The following is a 17,119-nucleotide window of genomic DNA, read 5'->3' as shown; positions in this document are numbered from 1 at the left end:
TAATCTTTAATAAGTATAACACACATAAAGTAAAATACATCTTATTTATTAAAATAAGATGTATCATTCTTTCTTATTTGGTTTTAAGAGTAGATAAACATTACTATCTCTTTAGTCAACAACGCACGATTGAAGTCACGAGGATTCTCGGCTAAAGCCTAAATCACTCGGTGTTGTAGCTTCTTTGGTATTTCGAACAAACCAAGATATAATAGTAGTGCTATCACGAATATTTTTATTTTTGATGTCTTTTAACAAATAATAGACACTCTCTTGATTAGAAAATGTTTCAAATCCTTTAAAAATAGATCCTATCTTATGATAATCCGTATTGGGGCATTCAATTAGTCCATCAGTGGTAAGGAAGATATGTGTTATTCCTTTTCTCAATTCTTTCACACCTAGATTATAAGTGGGCACATCTTGATGAAAGGTACTATTTTGTCCAATCCATTCATAGAAGCTTCGATGATTTTGCTGGTATTCTCCCAATTTTGAAAACTCTGGATGATTTAATGCGAGTATGCAGTCGCCAATTGATAACCACCATAAATAGTTTTTTTTTCGCACAACGATTAAACATGCAGTTTCTCCTTTAATCATTTTGCATTGCGCTAGAAATTCCTTGCTGGCGAAATGGTTTAAGAAAAAAGTAGTAATTTGTGGGAATACTTTATTTAGTGGCAATTGTAGAATTGTTTTTATCTCCTCTTTTTTTTCATCCATGCTTTTTATCACTAAATCTGCGCTTTGTGCTGTATCATGTGCATCTAAAAGGGTCGCTAATTCCCAATCATCTTGTTCGTTTATCCAGATTAAGCAGCCATCTTCATTTTTGTATTGACCTACAGAAGAATTTCCTCCAAATCTGCCTAATACTAGATTATTTTTTAGCTGAAGAATGTTAATCTCATCCACAAAATGTTTGTCACTACCTACCCATTTATATTCCATATAGTTCTTCCTCACATATAAAGCAACATATAGCCATTTCCCATTCCCCCTATGATAAAAATGGATAGAAAATCTAATGTCTCCTTGAAAGAATCAATAACCCTTTCGAAAAAATTTTTGATATGCAACTTTTTTACTCTTAACCACGAAAACCTTTCCCTGATACTCTTGATATTTTTTTAAAAAATCAGGCTTGCCCACTTCTTCAAAGTGTTTATTCCATTGAAACATTTTAAAGAAAATCTTAAAGGAAGGCTGATAATGTGCTTTTTCAATGCCTACCTTTTGCTTAATAAATCTTTTCATAATGCGATAGGTACGAATATAATAATTAGTATCCAAGAAAATAATGATATCCGCTTGTTGGAAACTGTTCTTTACCCATTCGTCATGATGAACTCCTTCGATAATCCATTTATCTGTTTGGACAATCCTATGTAATAATTTCTCTCGTTCCTCTTCGGTTCTTCTGCTATCTCCATTTTCCTTTCGCATCCAAACGACATTATCGAGTTCATAATATGGAATTTCTAGTTTCGTTGATAATTCCTTCGCTAATGTTGTTTTTCCACTACCAACAGAACCAATGATATGAACTTTAGCTGGAGCAGTTTTCACCATTCAACACCTCCCTATGATAGCCGATTATTATGCATGAGAGGTAAGTGGAAAAAGGATTGGTTCAAGGTTTTCAATCTTTCTCGCATGTCGAATAAATAAAACATCTGAACTCTCTGCAACTATATAATTTCCTTTGCTTTTTAAATCATCTGGTATAAAATGAAATATCACTTTATTCATCGTTTCCGTAAAAAGAGAGGAGAGAAGAGCTTCCATATTTACAATAGATGCACTAATCACATCATATATATGTAATTCATCCTCTATTTTTTCATAAATAACAATAACATCTTCTTTTTCAAAATAATAAGTGATTTCATGAAAAACTTCGATTAAATAAAAGAATAGCAAATGAGTATTCTGTTGTACTCCACAAATGGTAGAAACAGGAGCCCGCTTATCAGCAAGTCTTTTCATGAGACAAAAGTCCTCGCTATTATTTACATCTAACTTTCGAATAATGGAGGGATTCTCTTCTTTTATATGGAAATCAACAGTCAAGTCCATATGAAAGCTCCTTTCCTGCAACCTACCAAATCCAAATTTCGGATAAAAATCAAGAACAGATGAATTAGCAAATAAATAGATAAAATCATACTGGTGTTCATATTTCGAAATAATATGATTGATTAATTTAGCCGATAATCCTCTATTCCGGTAGTCTGGATGTGTCATGACAGTACCAAGCTGAAGTGCCTTATACGCTTTTTTATGAAGGATGATATCCATTTTATTAATCGAAACATTGGCTATCACTTTTTCACCATCTAAAAAGGAATAACAAATATAGTCATCATTCCAGCAACCAAGCTGATCCCATCTGGAAAAGTCGATTTGAAAAACTTGTTTAGCTAATTCTATAAAACTCTTTTTATATTGTATGTTTTCTTTATAATTCGATATTATTGAATAGGGGCTCATTTACTTTCTCTCTTTTATTATTTTTCTATGCTTAAAGATACCTTTCCACTATCTCGGAAAGACGCATCTGCTACTTTTTCTACTATCATTTGTCCATCTTTCACAAGGATAACCGATACACAGCAATTGTCATGATGGGGGAATCCTTCACTATTTAAGAGGGACTTCATCAAAAAGCCAATAGTGACACCATGTGAGAAGACTGCTATATTTCCACCAGTATCTTTATGTGCAGCTATGATATCATCAACTGCAGCTTTTGTTCGATTTATTAAATCAGTAAAAGATTCTCCATCTTGCACTTTACTTTCCACATCTTTAAAGGAAAAGAGTCTATCCAGAATATCACCATGCTCCGATATAATGTCTGCCTGTAGCATTGCTTCAAACATACCAAAATTCATTTCCTTTAATCGTACATCTTTTGTTAATTGAATTTTTCTCGTACCTAATGCATATTTAGCAGTATCTAAAACTCGCTGACTATCACTTGCATAAGCAGCTACAAAGGAAATATCTACTAAACCAGCTCCTACAGATTTCGCTTGCAGTATCCCATTTTCCGTTAAGGGAGAATCACAAAATCCTTGCATCCTTTTCTCAATATTATATTGGGTCTCTCCATGTCTTATAAAATATAATCTCAATTCGTTATCCATTTCAAACATCCTTTCTTTTTATTTTTCACAGGATAAAATCAAGAAAAGCGGAATTCTCTTCCGTCTTTCAAAATCTTCTTTTTGCTCAAAGTTCTCTTGCTTTGGCATACCTTCCCGTAAATCTGTTACTTTAAAGCCTGCTTCCTTTAACAGCCGAAAATATTCTTCGATTGTCCGATGATACTTAACTACATCTTCTCCTATCCATGGCTCTGTTCTTTCTCCCATTGAAAAATAATCATCCACAATCCAATTCGTTCTTTTTTTCGAGGAATCGGCGCTCTCAATTGTAGAAAGCAATAGTGGGTGTTGAACACTGAAGACAAATTTCCCATCTTCCTTTAACTGATTATAGATACCGTGAAAAATCGTATGTAAATCTTTTATATAATGAAATACTAAACGGGATACAACTATATCGACCTTGCTATTCATAAAATCCCAATCTTCCAGCTTAGAATGATAAACCGAAGCAGTTGTTCCATTTACATGCCGGGAAGCTTCGTCAAACATTCGCTTGGAGCCTTCCACTCCAATATAGCTTTCTGCACCTTTCCCTAAAAGCTCGAGTCCAAAGTTTGCATCTCCACACCCTAAATCTAGAATAGACTTTCCTTTCATTTCTTCCAATAGCTCATAAAAAATCGGCCTTTCTATACTGTTATTGGGACTCGAATCATGATTTCTTCTAGATCGGTAATTTTCAAAAAATTGCACATTATCGTATACAGAAGAACCTTTATATGCCATATATCCACCTACCAAATTTCGCGAATTTTTTTTACAATCAAATCTACTAAAATATCATATCCTTCTTCACCGAAATGAAGACCATCATTGTGTATGCCTTTTAATTTATTCTGATAACCTTTGAAAGATCTACATGTTTCTATCCTATTTTATACCATTGAAAAGGATTCGTCTTATTCTTATAAAAATAAAATAGGATTCTTGTTCCGTTTGAAATAATGATAAATAAAGGGAAATATATGCTATGATTTTATAATAATAACAATAAGTCGGATAACTTATTGATGCTAGGATATTTTGAACTTTCTTGGAGGTTTGGTTTTGAAAGAATTAAGATGGACTGTATCCCAAGATTTGCAGCACTATCCAAGTTTTTTTCATAATCATCGAGGAATACTGTTTCTTTTGCAGGTAGATTCATTCCCTGAAGTGCATGCTCAAATATCAATGAACATGGTTTGTTTACGCCAAGTTCGAAATTAAATGTCAGTTGATCAAAATATTCATATAAACCTGCGTTTTTTAAGACTCTCACAATAGATGGATCTGTATCTGATATAACGCCAATTTTATATTTTTTTTCAATCCTTCCATTGTCTTTTTGGCATCTCCATAGATAACATAATTGGCATCGTTATATACTAATCACAAGCAATTATTTCTGCATGTTGCTCAGATAATTTAATTTCAGGTAGCATTTTACCAATTATTTTATAAAAATTTATATATCTTTCAAGTTCCTCCACTTCCTTTTTGTATATTTCCGGTTTTAAACATTCATTTGCTTTTAAAAATGCTATATGAAGCTTTTCCTTTGGTATGGAATGAAGTAATTCTATATTTATAAATTCTAAAGCTTTTGCAGTTATTTTCCAATCACCAGTATAAGGACGAAAAATTGTCCAGCCAAGATCAAATAATATCCCGCGTAACGGTTTATTTATTATCATAGACAAACTCCTTGATAAAATAATAGGATACTAACTTCCCGCAACAATTACTAGTATTCCGTTTACTTCAAACGCAAATATTCTTATCTAATTTTAGAAAAACAACAAATTCAAATATTACAATTTTAAATCTGGTGAGAACTATCACAAAGGTTTCGAAAATCCTGTGCTCTCAGCTTTATATCCCATTTTTCTATAAAATTGGTGTGCATTTGCTCTTTCTTTACGATTTCCGCTATTTAAACCGATTCCAACTGCGCCGATTTTTTTCGCAAAACTTTCCACTTCATTTAATAATAGCTTTCCAATCCCTTTGTTTCGATAATTAGCGCCTACTACGAAGGCAATGACTCTAGCATAAATACCATCTTTATTGTATAGAATATCTGTATGAAATCCGATCATCCCAACCACTTTCATTTCATAGCAAGCTACTAAAGTATAATGATTGGGACTAGCTTCAATAGCATGTAATCGAATCCTCATTTGCTCAACGGTAGTCGTATAGCCAAGTTGATCCATCAATACAGCTAATTCCTTTATATCATTTAAAGTTGCTTCTCTTATCTCCATTCCCCTTTCCCCCTCATGATACATTTGACAGATAAAAGCTTTTTCAATCCATGAAATAAATTATTTGCTATACAAAAAGAAATACCGATAATTCACTTATCCTTTTCGCTCCTCTAAACGCTTTTCTGCATGTTGAAATCCCCATTTCATCATAATTGGCACACAAAACAAGATAAATAATAAACGGAATAACTGATAGGTTGTAATAATCGGCAAGTTAGCATGAACAGATTGTCCTAGTACTGCCATTTCCGCCATTCCTCCTGGCGCTAACCCAATAAATGCAGTTAATAAGGAGATATCGCTGTCTATGCTTATTAAAATATAACCAAGTAATAAAGAAAATAGAACAAGTAGAGTGGAAGTGACAGTGACAACACTTAAAAACTTTGCCTTATTTTCGATATTTCCGAATTTAATTTGTAATCCAAGATGAATGCCTATTAACGTTTGGGCAACACAGACTAAAGTAGTCGGAATTGCTGGCACATCTAACCCAGCAATGGATATCGTCGCAATAAAAAGCATCGGACCAATCATAAACGGTGCTGGAAACTTCCACTTTTTCACTAAGCTTGCGATAAGATAGCAACAGAAGAGGAGCAGAAAAATCATCCAATGATAGCTTACACTGCCTGTTGTAGTAGCTACTGATGAAGTTGCTTGATTTCCATATAAAATCGGGCTATAAACAAGGAGTGGAACGAGAATGATAACGGATAAGATACGGCTTATTTGAATAACTGTTACAACAGTTAAATCAATTCCTTTAATTTCAGAACTGATGGCAATCATTTGGGATAAACCACCAGGAATACTACCTGCAACAGTTGATTTTAAATTGCTGTGTGTTAACTTCGAAGTGATAAACGCAAGGATTAAACTAAAAGCAATCATGATAACAGTCATTAAAAGCATCGATGGTAAATGACTACCCATTTCTACTAATGTCTGTTTCGTGAATTGCTTTCCAATGAGGTATCCAATCACAAGGAGCCCGATATCTCGAAAAGAGAAAGGTAATTTAGGAGAATTTTTGGCAAGTCGAACATAAAGAATCGTACTGAACATGGGGCCAAGTAGCCAAGCAAGGGGAAGTTGGCATACTTGAAACACCCATCCTCCAAGTACAGCACTTAAACATAATAAAAGTAATGACATGATTTCGATCCCTTCTATAAAAATAAGTACTCTCATTATACTACTTATTTTCCCTTAAAATGAAGGACTACTTTCATTTTTTGATAATCATTAGTTGCCTTTATAGCTTATTTCCTTTACTTTTACTTTTTGCAGCACCCATTCTTGCTTATTCCAAGTCCACCAAGTTTCCAAGTAGCCAATGGTATCAACAGCAGCTAATCCACTTATCCGTTGTTTTCCCTTGATAGCAGTTTGATTATTTAGTCTAGTTACCTTTAACTCAGAAAATGGAGATAAGATTAACTCGGTCGGTTCATTTAATCTTCCTTTATGGTAAAGGCCAAGCTTTTCATAATGATGTCTGCGATCATATAAATCAAAAATATACATTTTTTCTTTATTTATCTTTAATTCTGCTTTATATGCATCCTTAAACTGGCTTTCTACTGATGCTAACTCTGGTTTTTGCAATTCTACTAATTTATTTCCTTGCAACTGAAAGAAATAAAAACTCTTCTCTGTTCCTCTTTCATTCGCAGATACAGATAGCAATAATTCTTTATGGTGATCATCATTTATATCCATTATATGTAATTTAGGATCAAAGCCACCTTCAACGGCTAACGTTGCAGTCTTATCTTTTTGAATAGAAACATCAAGAAATAATTCCTTAAAAAAATTACTATTTTCAGGTTGATCTGAAGCATCTCCCTTTAATTGAATCATTTCTTCTTGCCCATCACTTGTAATATCTGTTTTTTCTTCTAGGATAAGTTTATAGGTCTTCTCATCCTTCTCCATTGCATAAACACCAGTAATAGCAGTTAAAGTCATTAAAAAGAAAGCACTCAAAGCAACAAGTAATTCCCTTCTCATGCTAAAACCTCCTAACATCATAATAATTTTAGCATGTCCTTTTTTGGAAAAATCATGTAAGTAAGGAAAAGAATTTTTAAAAAATAACGGATAGTTGATTTTTTGATGCTGGATATGTGTATTGGTTTTGGATGGAGAGGCAGGAACGCTATTTTTCGCTTAACCCTAGTTAAAAGTGGTTTTCATTCCTTTGATGAACACCATTTTTCCCTTAGCTCTTACCGAAAGTGGTTTTGATTTCCCTGTTGAACATCATTCTTACCGTATCCTTCCCAACAAATTCTAGCTTTCATCACTTACTATATATCTCATAATCGCTCCCGCTCTATAATACAAGTATTTCAACAAATGAATGCCAATACACCAAACAAAAAAAGACTCCCAATCGCAAAGACACTTTGCAAATTGGGAATCTCTTTTATTAATTATGCTTCCTCTTGACTAGCTTTTTCTTCCCACAATTCGATAATCTTTCCTGCCTCTGTTTCATCGATAACAAAGGAGCCATTCGAATAGCGATCATTAAAGCGGAGCTCTGCAATTTTCACAGATTCTATCTCCCCTTTTTCTGTTTGTATGTAAACTGTATCTTTTGCTTTGACAACAGCCATACCAACAATTCGATGTGGGTTTGCTTTTAATTCACGAAGCATAATTAACCCACGTTTTGCTCTTCCAGAGAATTCAAATTCAGAAAGCTTCATTTTCTTGATAGAACCACGCTGTGTAATAATCACGATACTTTCTGTTTGCGGATTTGTAATTACCTTTCCAGCTACCACATAATCGTTGTCTTTTAGATTAATACCTTTGACACCTGCTGCTCTTGCTCCAACTATATTGATTTCTTCTTCATGGAATCGTAAAGAATAACCTATATGTGTGGCAATTAACACTTCTTTTTTGCCATTAGTAAGGTGAACATCAACTACTTTATCATCACCTTTAAGATTAATGGCTACTAGCGGTTTTGAATAGCGTTGTGCTCTATAATTAATCAATTCTGATTTCTTAGCCATTCCATTTTTCGTAAAGAAAAGCAGATATTGAGATTGTTCAAAATCCTTAATTGGCATAGCATTTATAATTGATTCGTCTCGGTCAATTGGAATAATATTAGAAACATGCTGTCCTAGATCCTTCCAGCGTATATCCGGTAATTCATGAACAGGTAAATATAAATAGTTTCCTTTATCTGTGAATAATAATACTACTTCTGTTGTGTTCACATCAATTTTAGAAAGAATTCTATCCGTATCCTTCATTCCGAAATCCTGGCCATTGCTTGCTGCGTAAGAACGTTGACTTGTTCGTTTAATATACCCATCCTTTGTGACAGTTACAATCACATCTTCACTCGCCACTAATACTTCAAGATTAATTTTGATTTCCTCAATTTCATCTTGAATCAATGTGCGTCTTTCACTAATAAAGCGTTTTTTTACGTCTTTTAGTTCCTTTTTAATAACAGAAAGCAATTTCTTTTCACTTGCTAGAATTGCGGTCCACTCTTCAATTTTTTCTGCTAATTCTGCAGCCTCTGCTTCTAATGCAGTTATATCTGTATTCGTTAAACGATATAGCTGTAATGAAACGATTGCTTCTGCTTGTGGCTCCGTAAATTGATAAGCAGCGATTAAGTTACTTTTCGCATCTCGTTTATCTTTAGATGCACGAATCGTTGCGATTACTTCATCCAATATCGATAGCGCCTTAATTAAACCATCAACAATATGTTGACGATCCTTGGCTTTTTGTAAGTCAAATTCTGTACGTCGTTTAATTGTTTCCTTTTGATGTTCAATATAGGCATCTAATAAAGCAATGATGCCCATTAGTTTCGGACGTTTGTTATGAATGGCAACCATATTAAAGCTATAAGTGATCTGCAAATCGGTGTTTTTAAATAAGAAATTTAAAATCCCGTTTGCATCTACTTCTTTCTTCAGCTCAATGACAATACGCAAGCCTGTTCGATCGGTTTCATCTCTAACCTCTGCAATTCCTTCTACTTTTCGATCTAATCGCAATTCATCAATTTTTTTAACGAGATTGCTCTTATTTAACTCATAAGGAACCTCCGTAATAACGATTTGCTGTTTGCCGCCTCGTAATGTTTCAATTTCCGTTTTCCCGCGGACAATAATTTTCCCTTTTCCAGTTTCATAGGCTTTTTTAATGCCTTCTACTCCTTGGATAATACCGCCTGTTGGAAAGTCCGGTCCTTTAATGTGCTTCATGATGTCTTCAACCGTACAATTTGGCGAATCCATTCGCTCAATCACACCATCAATTACTTCCCCTAAGTGATGGGGTGGTATATCTGTTGCATATCCAGCCGAGATACCTGTTGAACCATTCACTAATAGGTTTGGGAATTTTGCAGGCAGAACGGTCGGTTCGTTGGATGTATCATCAAAGTTTGGGATGAAATCAACGGTTCTTTTTTCAATATCACGCAGTAATTCAGCTGAAATAGCAGATAGCCTTGCCTCTGTATAACGCATTGCTGCTGGCGGATCACCGTCAATGCTTCCGTTATTTCCATGCATTTCAATTAAGACATTTCGAACCTTCCATTCTTGACTCATCCGCACCATGGCGTCATAGACAGAAGAATCTCCATGTGGATGATAGTTACCAATTACGTTACCGACTGTTTTGGCTGATTTCCGAAAATGTTTATCATGTGTATTACCTTCTACATGCATGGCATAAAGGATACGGCGCTGTACAGGCTTCAACCCATCCCTCGCATCAGGAAGTGCCCGCTCTTGAATGATGTATTTACTATACCGTCCAAAACGGTCACCGATAACATCTTCTAAGGGTAGATCACGATATTGTTCTAATGAACTCATGATGGACTTCCCTCCTCTGCAACCGTAATATTTTCATTTTCTAAAATGTTCCCTTCATCTTCTAATCCGAAGGCAACATTTGATTCAATCCATTTTCTACGTGGCTCTACTTTATCTCCCATTAATGTTGTTACACGACGCTCAGCCCGTGCAAGATCATCAATTTTCACCCGGATTAACGTTCTTGTTTCTGGATTCATTGTTGTTTCCCACAGTTGATCTGCATTCATCTCGCCTAGACCTTTATAACGTTGCAGGATATAGCCTTTACCGATTTTCTTAATCGCATCTTGCAGGTCATCATCACTCCATGAATATTCGATGACTTCTTTTTTTCCAGAACCTTTGCTTACCTTGTATAAAGGTGGTAAAGCGATATATACCTTCCCAGCTTCAACTAGTGGTTTCATATAGCGATAGAAAAACGTTAACAGAAGTACTTGAATATGAGCTCCATCGGTATCTGCATCCGTCATGATAATGACTTTATCATAGTTAGCATCCTCTACCTTAAAGTCCGCTCCAACCCCTGCACCGATAGCATGGATGATCGTATTAATCTCTTCATTTTTAAAAATATCTGCTAGCTTTGCTTTTTCTGTATTGATAACTTTCCCACGAAGAGGCAGTACCGCTTGGAAACGACGGTCTCTTCCTTGCTTCGCAGATCCACCAGCTGAATCCCCTTCCACTAAATAAAGTTCATTTTTCTGTGGATTTTTTGATTGCGCAGGTGTGAGCTTACCAGAAAGAACCGCTTCGCCACGCTTACGCTTTTTGCCGCTTCTTGCTTCTTCTCGCGCTTTTCGAGCTGCTTCTCTTGCTTGTGCTGCTTTAATAGACTTTTTAATCAAAAGAGAACTTACTTCAGGATTTTCTTCAAAGAAATAGGCTAGGTGTTCAGATACGACCGCATCTACAGCTGATCTTGCTTCACTTGTGCCTAATTTACCCTTTGTTTGTCCCTCGAATTGTAGTAAATCTTCTGGTACACGAACAGACACAATCGCAGACAGCCCTTCCCGAATATCAGAACCATCTAAGTTTTTGTCTTTTTCTTTTAGGAGGCTGACTTTTCGAGCATATTCATTAAACATACGTGTCATCGCTGTTTTCGCGCCAGCTTCATGGGTACCGCCGTCTTTTGTACGAACATTATTCACAAATGACAGAACATTTTCGGAATAACCATCGTTGAATTGAAAGGCATATTCTACTTCAATTCCATTGCTCTCTCCCTCTAGGCTAACAACTGGATGAAGAGAATCTTTCTCTTCATTTAAATATTCTACAAATGCTTCAATCCCATTTTCATAATGGAAAACACTTTGTTTATTGTTTCTTTCATCAATAATTTCAATTCGCAGTCCTTTTAACAAAAAGGCAGATTCTCTTAATCGCTCACAAAGTGTTTCATAATTGTACGTTGTTGTGGAAAAAATCGCTGGATCTGGCTTAAAGTGAATCGTTGTTCCAGTTTGGTTTGTTTTCCCGATTCTTTCAAGTGTCGAAACAGGTTTACCACCATTTTCAAAACGCTGTTCATAAACAAAACCATCACGCTTAATATTTACAACAACCCATTCTGATAACGCGTTAACTACAGATGCGCCTACACCATGCAGGCCACCACTTGTTTTATAACCACCTTGTCCAAATTTTCCTCCAGCATGAAGAATGGTAAAGATAACTTCAGGTGTTGGCTTTCCAATCTTATGCATTCCAGTTGGCATTCCACGTCCTTTATCCTTCACACTTATGGAATTGTCACGATGGATTTTTACAATAATCGTATCTCCAAATCCAGCCAGTGCTTCATCGACTGCGTTATCTACAATTTCATATACAAGATGATGCAAACCTCTAGAATCTGTACTCCCTATATACATCCCAGGACGCTTCCTTACAGCTTCTAATCCTTCTAACACTTGAATGGCATCATCATTATATTCGAATGCTTGCTGATTCTTTGCCACTGACATACCCCTTTCACTTCTACAAATCCGACATATTATCTTTCTATGTATCATGTCGAACAATTGTTTATGTATTCGTCTAAAAAATGAATTATCCTCTTAAATATTAAAATTTAATGGAAGAACTACTTTTCTTTATTAGACGACCTTAAAAGAAGGCTTCTCTTTCCACCTTCTTTTTCGCTTTCAAATTTATTGAATTTTTAATAAACAGTTGTTGATACTAATTCCAAAACAGAACAATTGTTCTTACATCGTATTGTAGCACATAATCTCATTTTTCACGTTCATTTTTTTCATTTTATCTTTCGATTTTTTCCCGGCAAAACCAATATTATACCAATCATCAAAAAAGCAAAAGTATTTTTTTAAAAGGTTTCCCTCTATTTATCTATATTATGTTAACACAGATTCTTAGGAAAAACGAATAAGTTTATTAATTCAGTTTCCATTTTTAGCGTATGATAACGTTTTATTTAATCAAATTACAGGAATGTTTTATGTATTCTTTGCATGTTGGAACAAAAAAAACAGAATGATTTTTTATAACCATTCTGCTTTTCACCCATATCCATTTAAATATAATATCCTATTTCGTCATTGCATGTTCCACTTTAATACAGCGATCCATGATCACTGTATAGCCTTTTTCTTTTAATTGATTAAATGTTTCTTCATGAACGAGACCTAATTGTGCCCAAAAAACATCTGCGTCAATTTTTTCAAACTCTTCTGCAACCTCTGGCAAATATTCAGATCTTCTAAATACATTGACAATATCAACATGTCCTTCAATGTCTGTTAATTTTTTTACAGCTTTAACGCCGAGCACTTCATCTACTGTAGGATTAACAGGGATGATTTCATAACCTGCATTCTTCATTGCTTCAGATACCATATAAGAGGTTCGTGAAGGATTATCACTTAAACCGACTACCGCAATTCTCTTTGCCTTTTTTAGAATAGCACCAATTTCTTCTCGACTCGGATTATTAATTGCCATTATATTCGCTCCTTTTCCAATCATTTTTTATACGTTTCCCCAAAAGCAGGAAGAAAAAACAATAGAATGCCATTAAAGCTTTCTTCCTTATACAATAGCAAATATTGCTATTTTCTGAAAGTTTGATCCATGAATTAAATATTGGATTATCATCACCAACATGCAACTTTGGTAGCTCTTGTTGAACTGTCTAACTGTTTCTTTACTCCTTCTTTAAATAGATTAGAAGTTCCTAAAAGAATAATTATTTCACTATCATCCAACTTTTAACAATCAATTATTCTCCTGTTCAAGTCGTAGAAGAGTCTACTTCTTCAACAGAAAATATTGCAAAGCTTATCCAAATCATTCAAAATGACACGGAAACGACCATCGATACGATGAAGAAAGTTTCTGAAGAAGTTCAATTCCTCTTTAGCGCTTGCTCAATTAGCAGATGAACTACAAAATATAGTGAAGTTATTTAAAATATAAAAAGACATGAAAAAAACCACTTTCCAATTTAAGAAAGAGGTTTTTTTCTGTTATTGCTCCTGCTTCTCTAACGTTAATGCTGTCCAAGCTGTTTCATTGGCAAAAGTCCGCGACCAGCTTCCAAGACCAGCTAAATTATACTTTTCTACTAATTCAGCTCTTTTCGCCAAGGATAATTCATCCTCTAGCCAAATTTTGTACGTTGATTTTGTTTCTTTATCAACATATTCCCCGTAGTTTTGACCACTAACTTCGTCATATGTTGGAGTAACATTATGCTCTTTTAACCATTCCTCCACACTTGCCATGGAAAGGGATTTAGAAGAAACTTCTCCATTTTCTTTCTCCTCCCACAATCGTGCATATAACGGTACTCCTAAAACGAGCTTATCACTTGGTACAACATCAAGTAAGGTTTCTAAATTTGCTTCCACCCAAGGGAAACTCGCAACACTTCCAGAAATCGGACTTGTTGCCCAATGTTCATCATATGCCATCACAATAAGATAATCGACTATTTCTGCCAAATGGTCTCTTTGCAGGAATGCAGAATAATTTCCGTCTGCAATAAAGGTAATATCCATCGAAACCGTAATGCCTGCCTCATGTAAATAGGGCGTTGCTTCTCGAACAAACTGTGTTACATATTTCCCATCTTCTTCGCGAACATTCTCAATATCGATATTAAGACCATCTAATTTATACATTTCACTGTAGACCAAAAGCTGCCTAATAACGGTCTGTCTTTTTTGATAATCCTTTAAAACTTCATGTGTTTTATCCGGATCAAAATCATTGGAGAATAACCCCCATACTTGATAACCCTGTTTATGTGCCCAATCTACATAGGCTGTTGACCCTAAATTTGATACATTCCCATCATTTCCAGAAAGCTTAAACCATGTTGGAGACACAACATTTACTCCGCTCATTTTTGGAATGCTTGAAGTGTCTGGATTTCTTGAATATACTGCTTCCCAGGTCAATTGAATTGGTCCATCGATTTTGTTCAGCTTTGGTTCAAGCTGTTCTAATTCGACCTGAACTACTTCTGATTTTCCTTTTTTCACGTATTTCTTTTTTACGAAACCTGCGATTCCATTCTCTTTTCTGACATAATAGAAATCTTCTACTTCATTTTCAATCGTTACCTGTTCACCAGGAACTAACTCATCCGTATAAGGAGCAGATAATGTTGCACCAGAACGCAATTTGGTGAAATCCTGCCTGACTTTTTTAGAAGTAAATGTTCCATCCGCTCTTTCTTGCCCATTCTCTTCCAAGAGTACTACTTGTTCTTTTTCTAAAATCGTATATTTAATCGGATAAAACGTAGCTAATGGATCTAATGCCACATAAATTGTCCCGTCCTCATCTTTTAAAGGCTGAAAGGAAAGCTCTGTATTCTTATCATTAACATAATAAGAAACAGAATCAGTTGGAAACTGAATAACTTTATCTTTTGTCGTCACAATAACAGAATTACTATTTTCATCATATGTGATACTTCCATCTATTTTTTCCTGCCAAATACTTAATGGTAAATATACTGTATCTTTATCAAAAATAGCATTCCCAATTTGTTCACCATTCAATAAAACTGGATTTTCTCCTTGAAAGTAATCCACTTTCTCCTTATTACCAAACGGATAGAGAAAAAGCAAAATAATGGATATAACTACTACTAAAACCGCTATAATAAGACCAACAATTACTTTTTTATTTGTTGGTTTTTTCTGAAACGAATAATTTATTTCTGTCATTTGTTCCTCCTTGGAGTTGTTCATGGAAAGTCGAGTTACTAGAATAATAGACGTAATGGGAATATTCCTAGTTTCATATTAACATATAATTCGACAAAAAAAGAACCATCCAACAGATGGCTCTCCTTTCCTACTAATCAAACTATATGTATTATACAAAATCATCTATTCCATTCAGCAAACGTTTTTCTAAATCCATAAAAAGGGCGAAAACCTTTGTTTTCATAATAGGTTTGAGAAGTACTAGAAGCAAGCATTTCTACTCTAGTAGTTGGATATAAGCTATGTACATAGTATAGGAGTTCCTGCCCCACGCCTAATCCCCTATAAGCTTGGTCAATGAGTAATTCGCAAATGAATAGAGTTATCGATTGATCGGTGATTCCTCTAATATAGCCTATTATTTTATCATCAACGATTGCAACATAAGCAATATTCGAATGATTCCAAGCAGCTTTTGCATCATCCTTTTTCTTCACTAGATTGCTCCATGCTTCTTGTTCATTTAAGGTGTGAATCGACGAAAAGTCAGCTTCTTTATAGGAACGAATTTGAATTTCTATCTCATTTTTTAACGTAATCATCATATTGTTTTAACCTTCTTTCCTGTAGAGTCTTACTGGTTTAAGAGTGTGAAAAGCATTTTACTATCATTATTATCGATGCATTTCTTTCATCAACAGATTCTTTTTTGTAATATTATACAACAAAAAAGGCGCTCCCTCAGGAGTGCCTTTTGATACTTAATACGGACCTTATTTTTTCGCTATCCCATTTGATGGTCTATCAAGCACAATCCGTGGTGCTGAAATTAATAAAAGAACGAGGATTATAGAACAAAGTATTGTTGCTCCTAAGTATGAACCACCGTTTACAATCAAGGAATTGATAAATGGTGACATTCCTTCTGGTGCATAGCTCGCCCAAATAGTCACACCTGCAATGAAATGCCAAATATAGCGAGTAAATCCACCAACAACCACTGCCAAAATAATTAAGCCAGTCGCTAACCCTTTTTGTTCCGTTTTTAAAGCATTTTGAATAGATGAAGCAAATAATCCAGCAAATCCAATACATGCAAAAGCAAATAAATATTCTAAAATTACTTGCCAAAAACTTAATGCCTGCAGATCACCGACAACTATTTGTAAAACGCCCCATAAGAAACCTGCAATAGTGCTAGCTTTAAAGCCCCAGCGAAAAGCTACGATAAAAATAGGTACCATTGCAAAAGAAATGGATGTGTTAAAAACGGGAATGGATGGCAATAAATCTAGAATAAGTGCAATGGCAGCCATGATTGCCACTTCTATCATGACAACTAATCTCATATTTTTCATAAAAAAATCTCCTTTTTTTGCAGACCAAAAGGAGAACTAACGCGCGAAATGAATTATATAGCATACTATATGAACTCTTCCCACATTCCTACGTTAGAATTAACTAACAGGTTCGAAGGGTCAGATCTATTGATCACTCTCAGCATTACGCTCCCCTTGTGGTTTGCTTATTATCAAATTATAGTTATTATAGCATAAATTTTCATTTAAATAGGCCTTTTCCTTAAATAAAGAATATTCAAACTTTAAAGTATA

At 34.8% G+C, this 17,119-nt stretch carries 16 protein-coding genes and 1 riboswitch; all 16 genes read right to left on the bottom strand.

Going from position 1 to position 17,119, the window contains the following annotated elements; genetic code table 11:
- Window positions 1-135: 135 nt before the first annotated feature.
- Window positions 136-954, bottom strand: a complete 819-nt coding sequence (locus tag QQZ16_RS03510; protein WP_284561095.1) for a protein phosphatase 2C domain-containing protein — start codon at window positions 952-954, stop codon at window positions 136-138.
- Window positions 955-1,047: 93 nt separating this feature from the next.
- On the bottom strand, window positions 1,048-1,575 hold the full coding sequence (locus QQZ16_RS03505; protein WP_284561094.1) for an AAA family ATPase: 528 nt from the start codon (window positions 1,573-1,575) through the stop codon (window positions 1,048-1,050).
- A 27-nt stretch (window positions 1,576-1,602) separates the two neighbouring features.
- The gene (locus QQZ16_RS03500) at window positions 1,603-2,496 is read right to left on the bottom strand and encodes a GNAT family N-acetyltransferase (RefSeq protein ID WP_284561093.1); all 894 of its coding nucleotides are present in this window, start codon (window positions 2,494-2,496) and stop codon (window positions 1,603-1,605) included.
- Between the two features lie 17 nt (window positions 2,497-2,513).
- Entirely contained in the window at window positions 2,514-3,155 is a 642-nt protein-coding gene (locus QQZ16_RS03495) for a histidine phosphatase family protein (RefSeq protein WP_284561092.1), read from the bottom strand.
- A gap of 18 nt (window positions 3,156-3,173) precedes the next feature.
- Window positions 3,174-3,905, bottom strand: coding sequence for a class I SAM-dependent DNA methyltransferase (locus tag QQZ16_RS03490; protein ID WP_284561091.1), 732 nt, complete (start codon window positions 3,903-3,905; stop codon window positions 3,174-3,176).
- Between the two features lie 250 nt (window positions 3,906-4,155).
- Complete coding sequence (locus QQZ16_RS03485) at window positions 4,156-4,491, bottom strand: HAD family hydrolase (RefSeq protein ID WP_284561103.1); 336 nt, start codon at window positions 4,489-4,491, stop codon at window positions 4,156-4,158.
- Window positions 4,492-4,546: 55 nt separating this feature from the next.
- Window positions 4,547-4,855, bottom strand: coding sequence for a hypothetical protein (locus QQZ16_RS03480; RefSeq protein ID WP_284561090.1), 309 nt, complete (start codon window positions 4,853-4,855; stop codon window positions 4,547-4,549).
- A gap of 144 nt (window positions 4,856-4,999) precedes the next feature.
- Entirely contained in the window at window positions 5,000-5,428 is a 429-nt protein-coding gene (locus tag QQZ16_RS03475) for a GNAT family N-acetyltransferase (protein ID WP_031537782.1), read from the bottom strand.
- Window positions 5,429-5,524: 96 nt separating this feature from the next.
- On the bottom strand, window positions 5,525-6,589 hold the full coding sequence (locus tag QQZ16_RS03470; protein ID WP_235251529.1) for an AbrB family transcriptional regulator: 1,065 nt from the start codon (window positions 6,587-6,589) through the stop codon (window positions 5,525-5,527).
- A 90-nt stretch (window positions 6,590-6,679) separates the two neighbouring features.
- Window positions 6,680-7,447 (bottom strand): hypothetical protein, encoded by a 768-nt coding sequence (locus QQZ16_RS03465; protein WP_235251530.1) that lies wholly within the window; start codon window positions 7,445-7,447, stop codon window positions 6,680-6,682.
- Window positions 7,448-7,872: 425 nt separating this feature from the next.
- Entirely contained in the window at window positions 7,873-10,308 is a 2,436-nt protein-coding gene (gene parC / locus QQZ16_RS03460) for a DNA topoisomerase IV subunit A (protein ID WP_235251531.1), read from the bottom strand.
- The gene (gene parE, locus QQZ16_RS03455) at window positions 10,305-12,284 is read right to left on the bottom strand and encodes a DNA topoisomerase IV subunit B (RefSeq protein ID WP_284561089.1); all 1,980 of its coding nucleotides are present in this window, start codon (window positions 12,282-12,284) and stop codon (window positions 10,305-10,307) included. Before parE ends, parC begins: the two co-directional genes overlap by 4 nt.
- A gap of 589 nt (window positions 12,285-12,873) precedes the next feature.
- A complete protein-coding gene (locus QQZ16_RS03450; RefSeq protein ID WP_031538642.1) occupies window positions 12,874-13,287 on the bottom strand; it encodes a CoA-binding protein in 414 nt (137 codons plus the stop codon).
- A gap of 524 nt (window positions 13,288-13,811) precedes the next feature.
- The gene (locus tag QQZ16_RS03445; RefSeq protein ID WP_235251533.1) at window positions 13,812-15,524 is read right to left on the bottom strand and encodes a glycosyl hydrolase family 18 protein; all 1,713 of its coding nucleotides are present in this window, start codon (window positions 15,522-15,524) and stop codon (window positions 13,812-13,814) included.
- 161 nt (window positions 15,525-15,685) lie between these two features.
- The gene (locus QQZ16_RS03440; protein WP_235251534.1) at window positions 15,686-16,111 is read right to left on the bottom strand and encodes a GNAT family N-acetyltransferase; all 426 of its coding nucleotides are present in this window, start codon (window positions 16,109-16,111) and stop codon (window positions 15,686-15,688) included.
- Between the two features lie 168 nt (window positions 16,112-16,279).
- On the bottom strand, window positions 16,280-16,864 hold the full coding sequence (gene thiT / locus QQZ16_RS03435) for an energy-coupled thiamine transporter ThiT (RefSeq protein WP_031538646.1): 585 nt from the start codon (window positions 16,862-16,864) through the stop codon (window positions 16,280-16,282).
- A gap of 68 nt (window positions 16,865-16,932) precedes the next feature.
- Window positions 16,933-17,031, bottom strand: a riboswitch (TPP riboswitch).
- Window positions 17,032-17,119: the final 88 nt, after the last annotated feature.

Origin of the sequence: Bacillus sp. T2.9-1 (assembly GCF_950097965.1) — a bacterium.
GTDB classification, from domain to species: Bacteria; Bacillota; Bacilli; order Bacillales; family Cytobacillaceae; genus Niallia; species Niallia hominis.
Note: the sequence above shows the minus strand (reverse complement) of the source record. Positions and strands in the feature narration are given on the sequence as shown.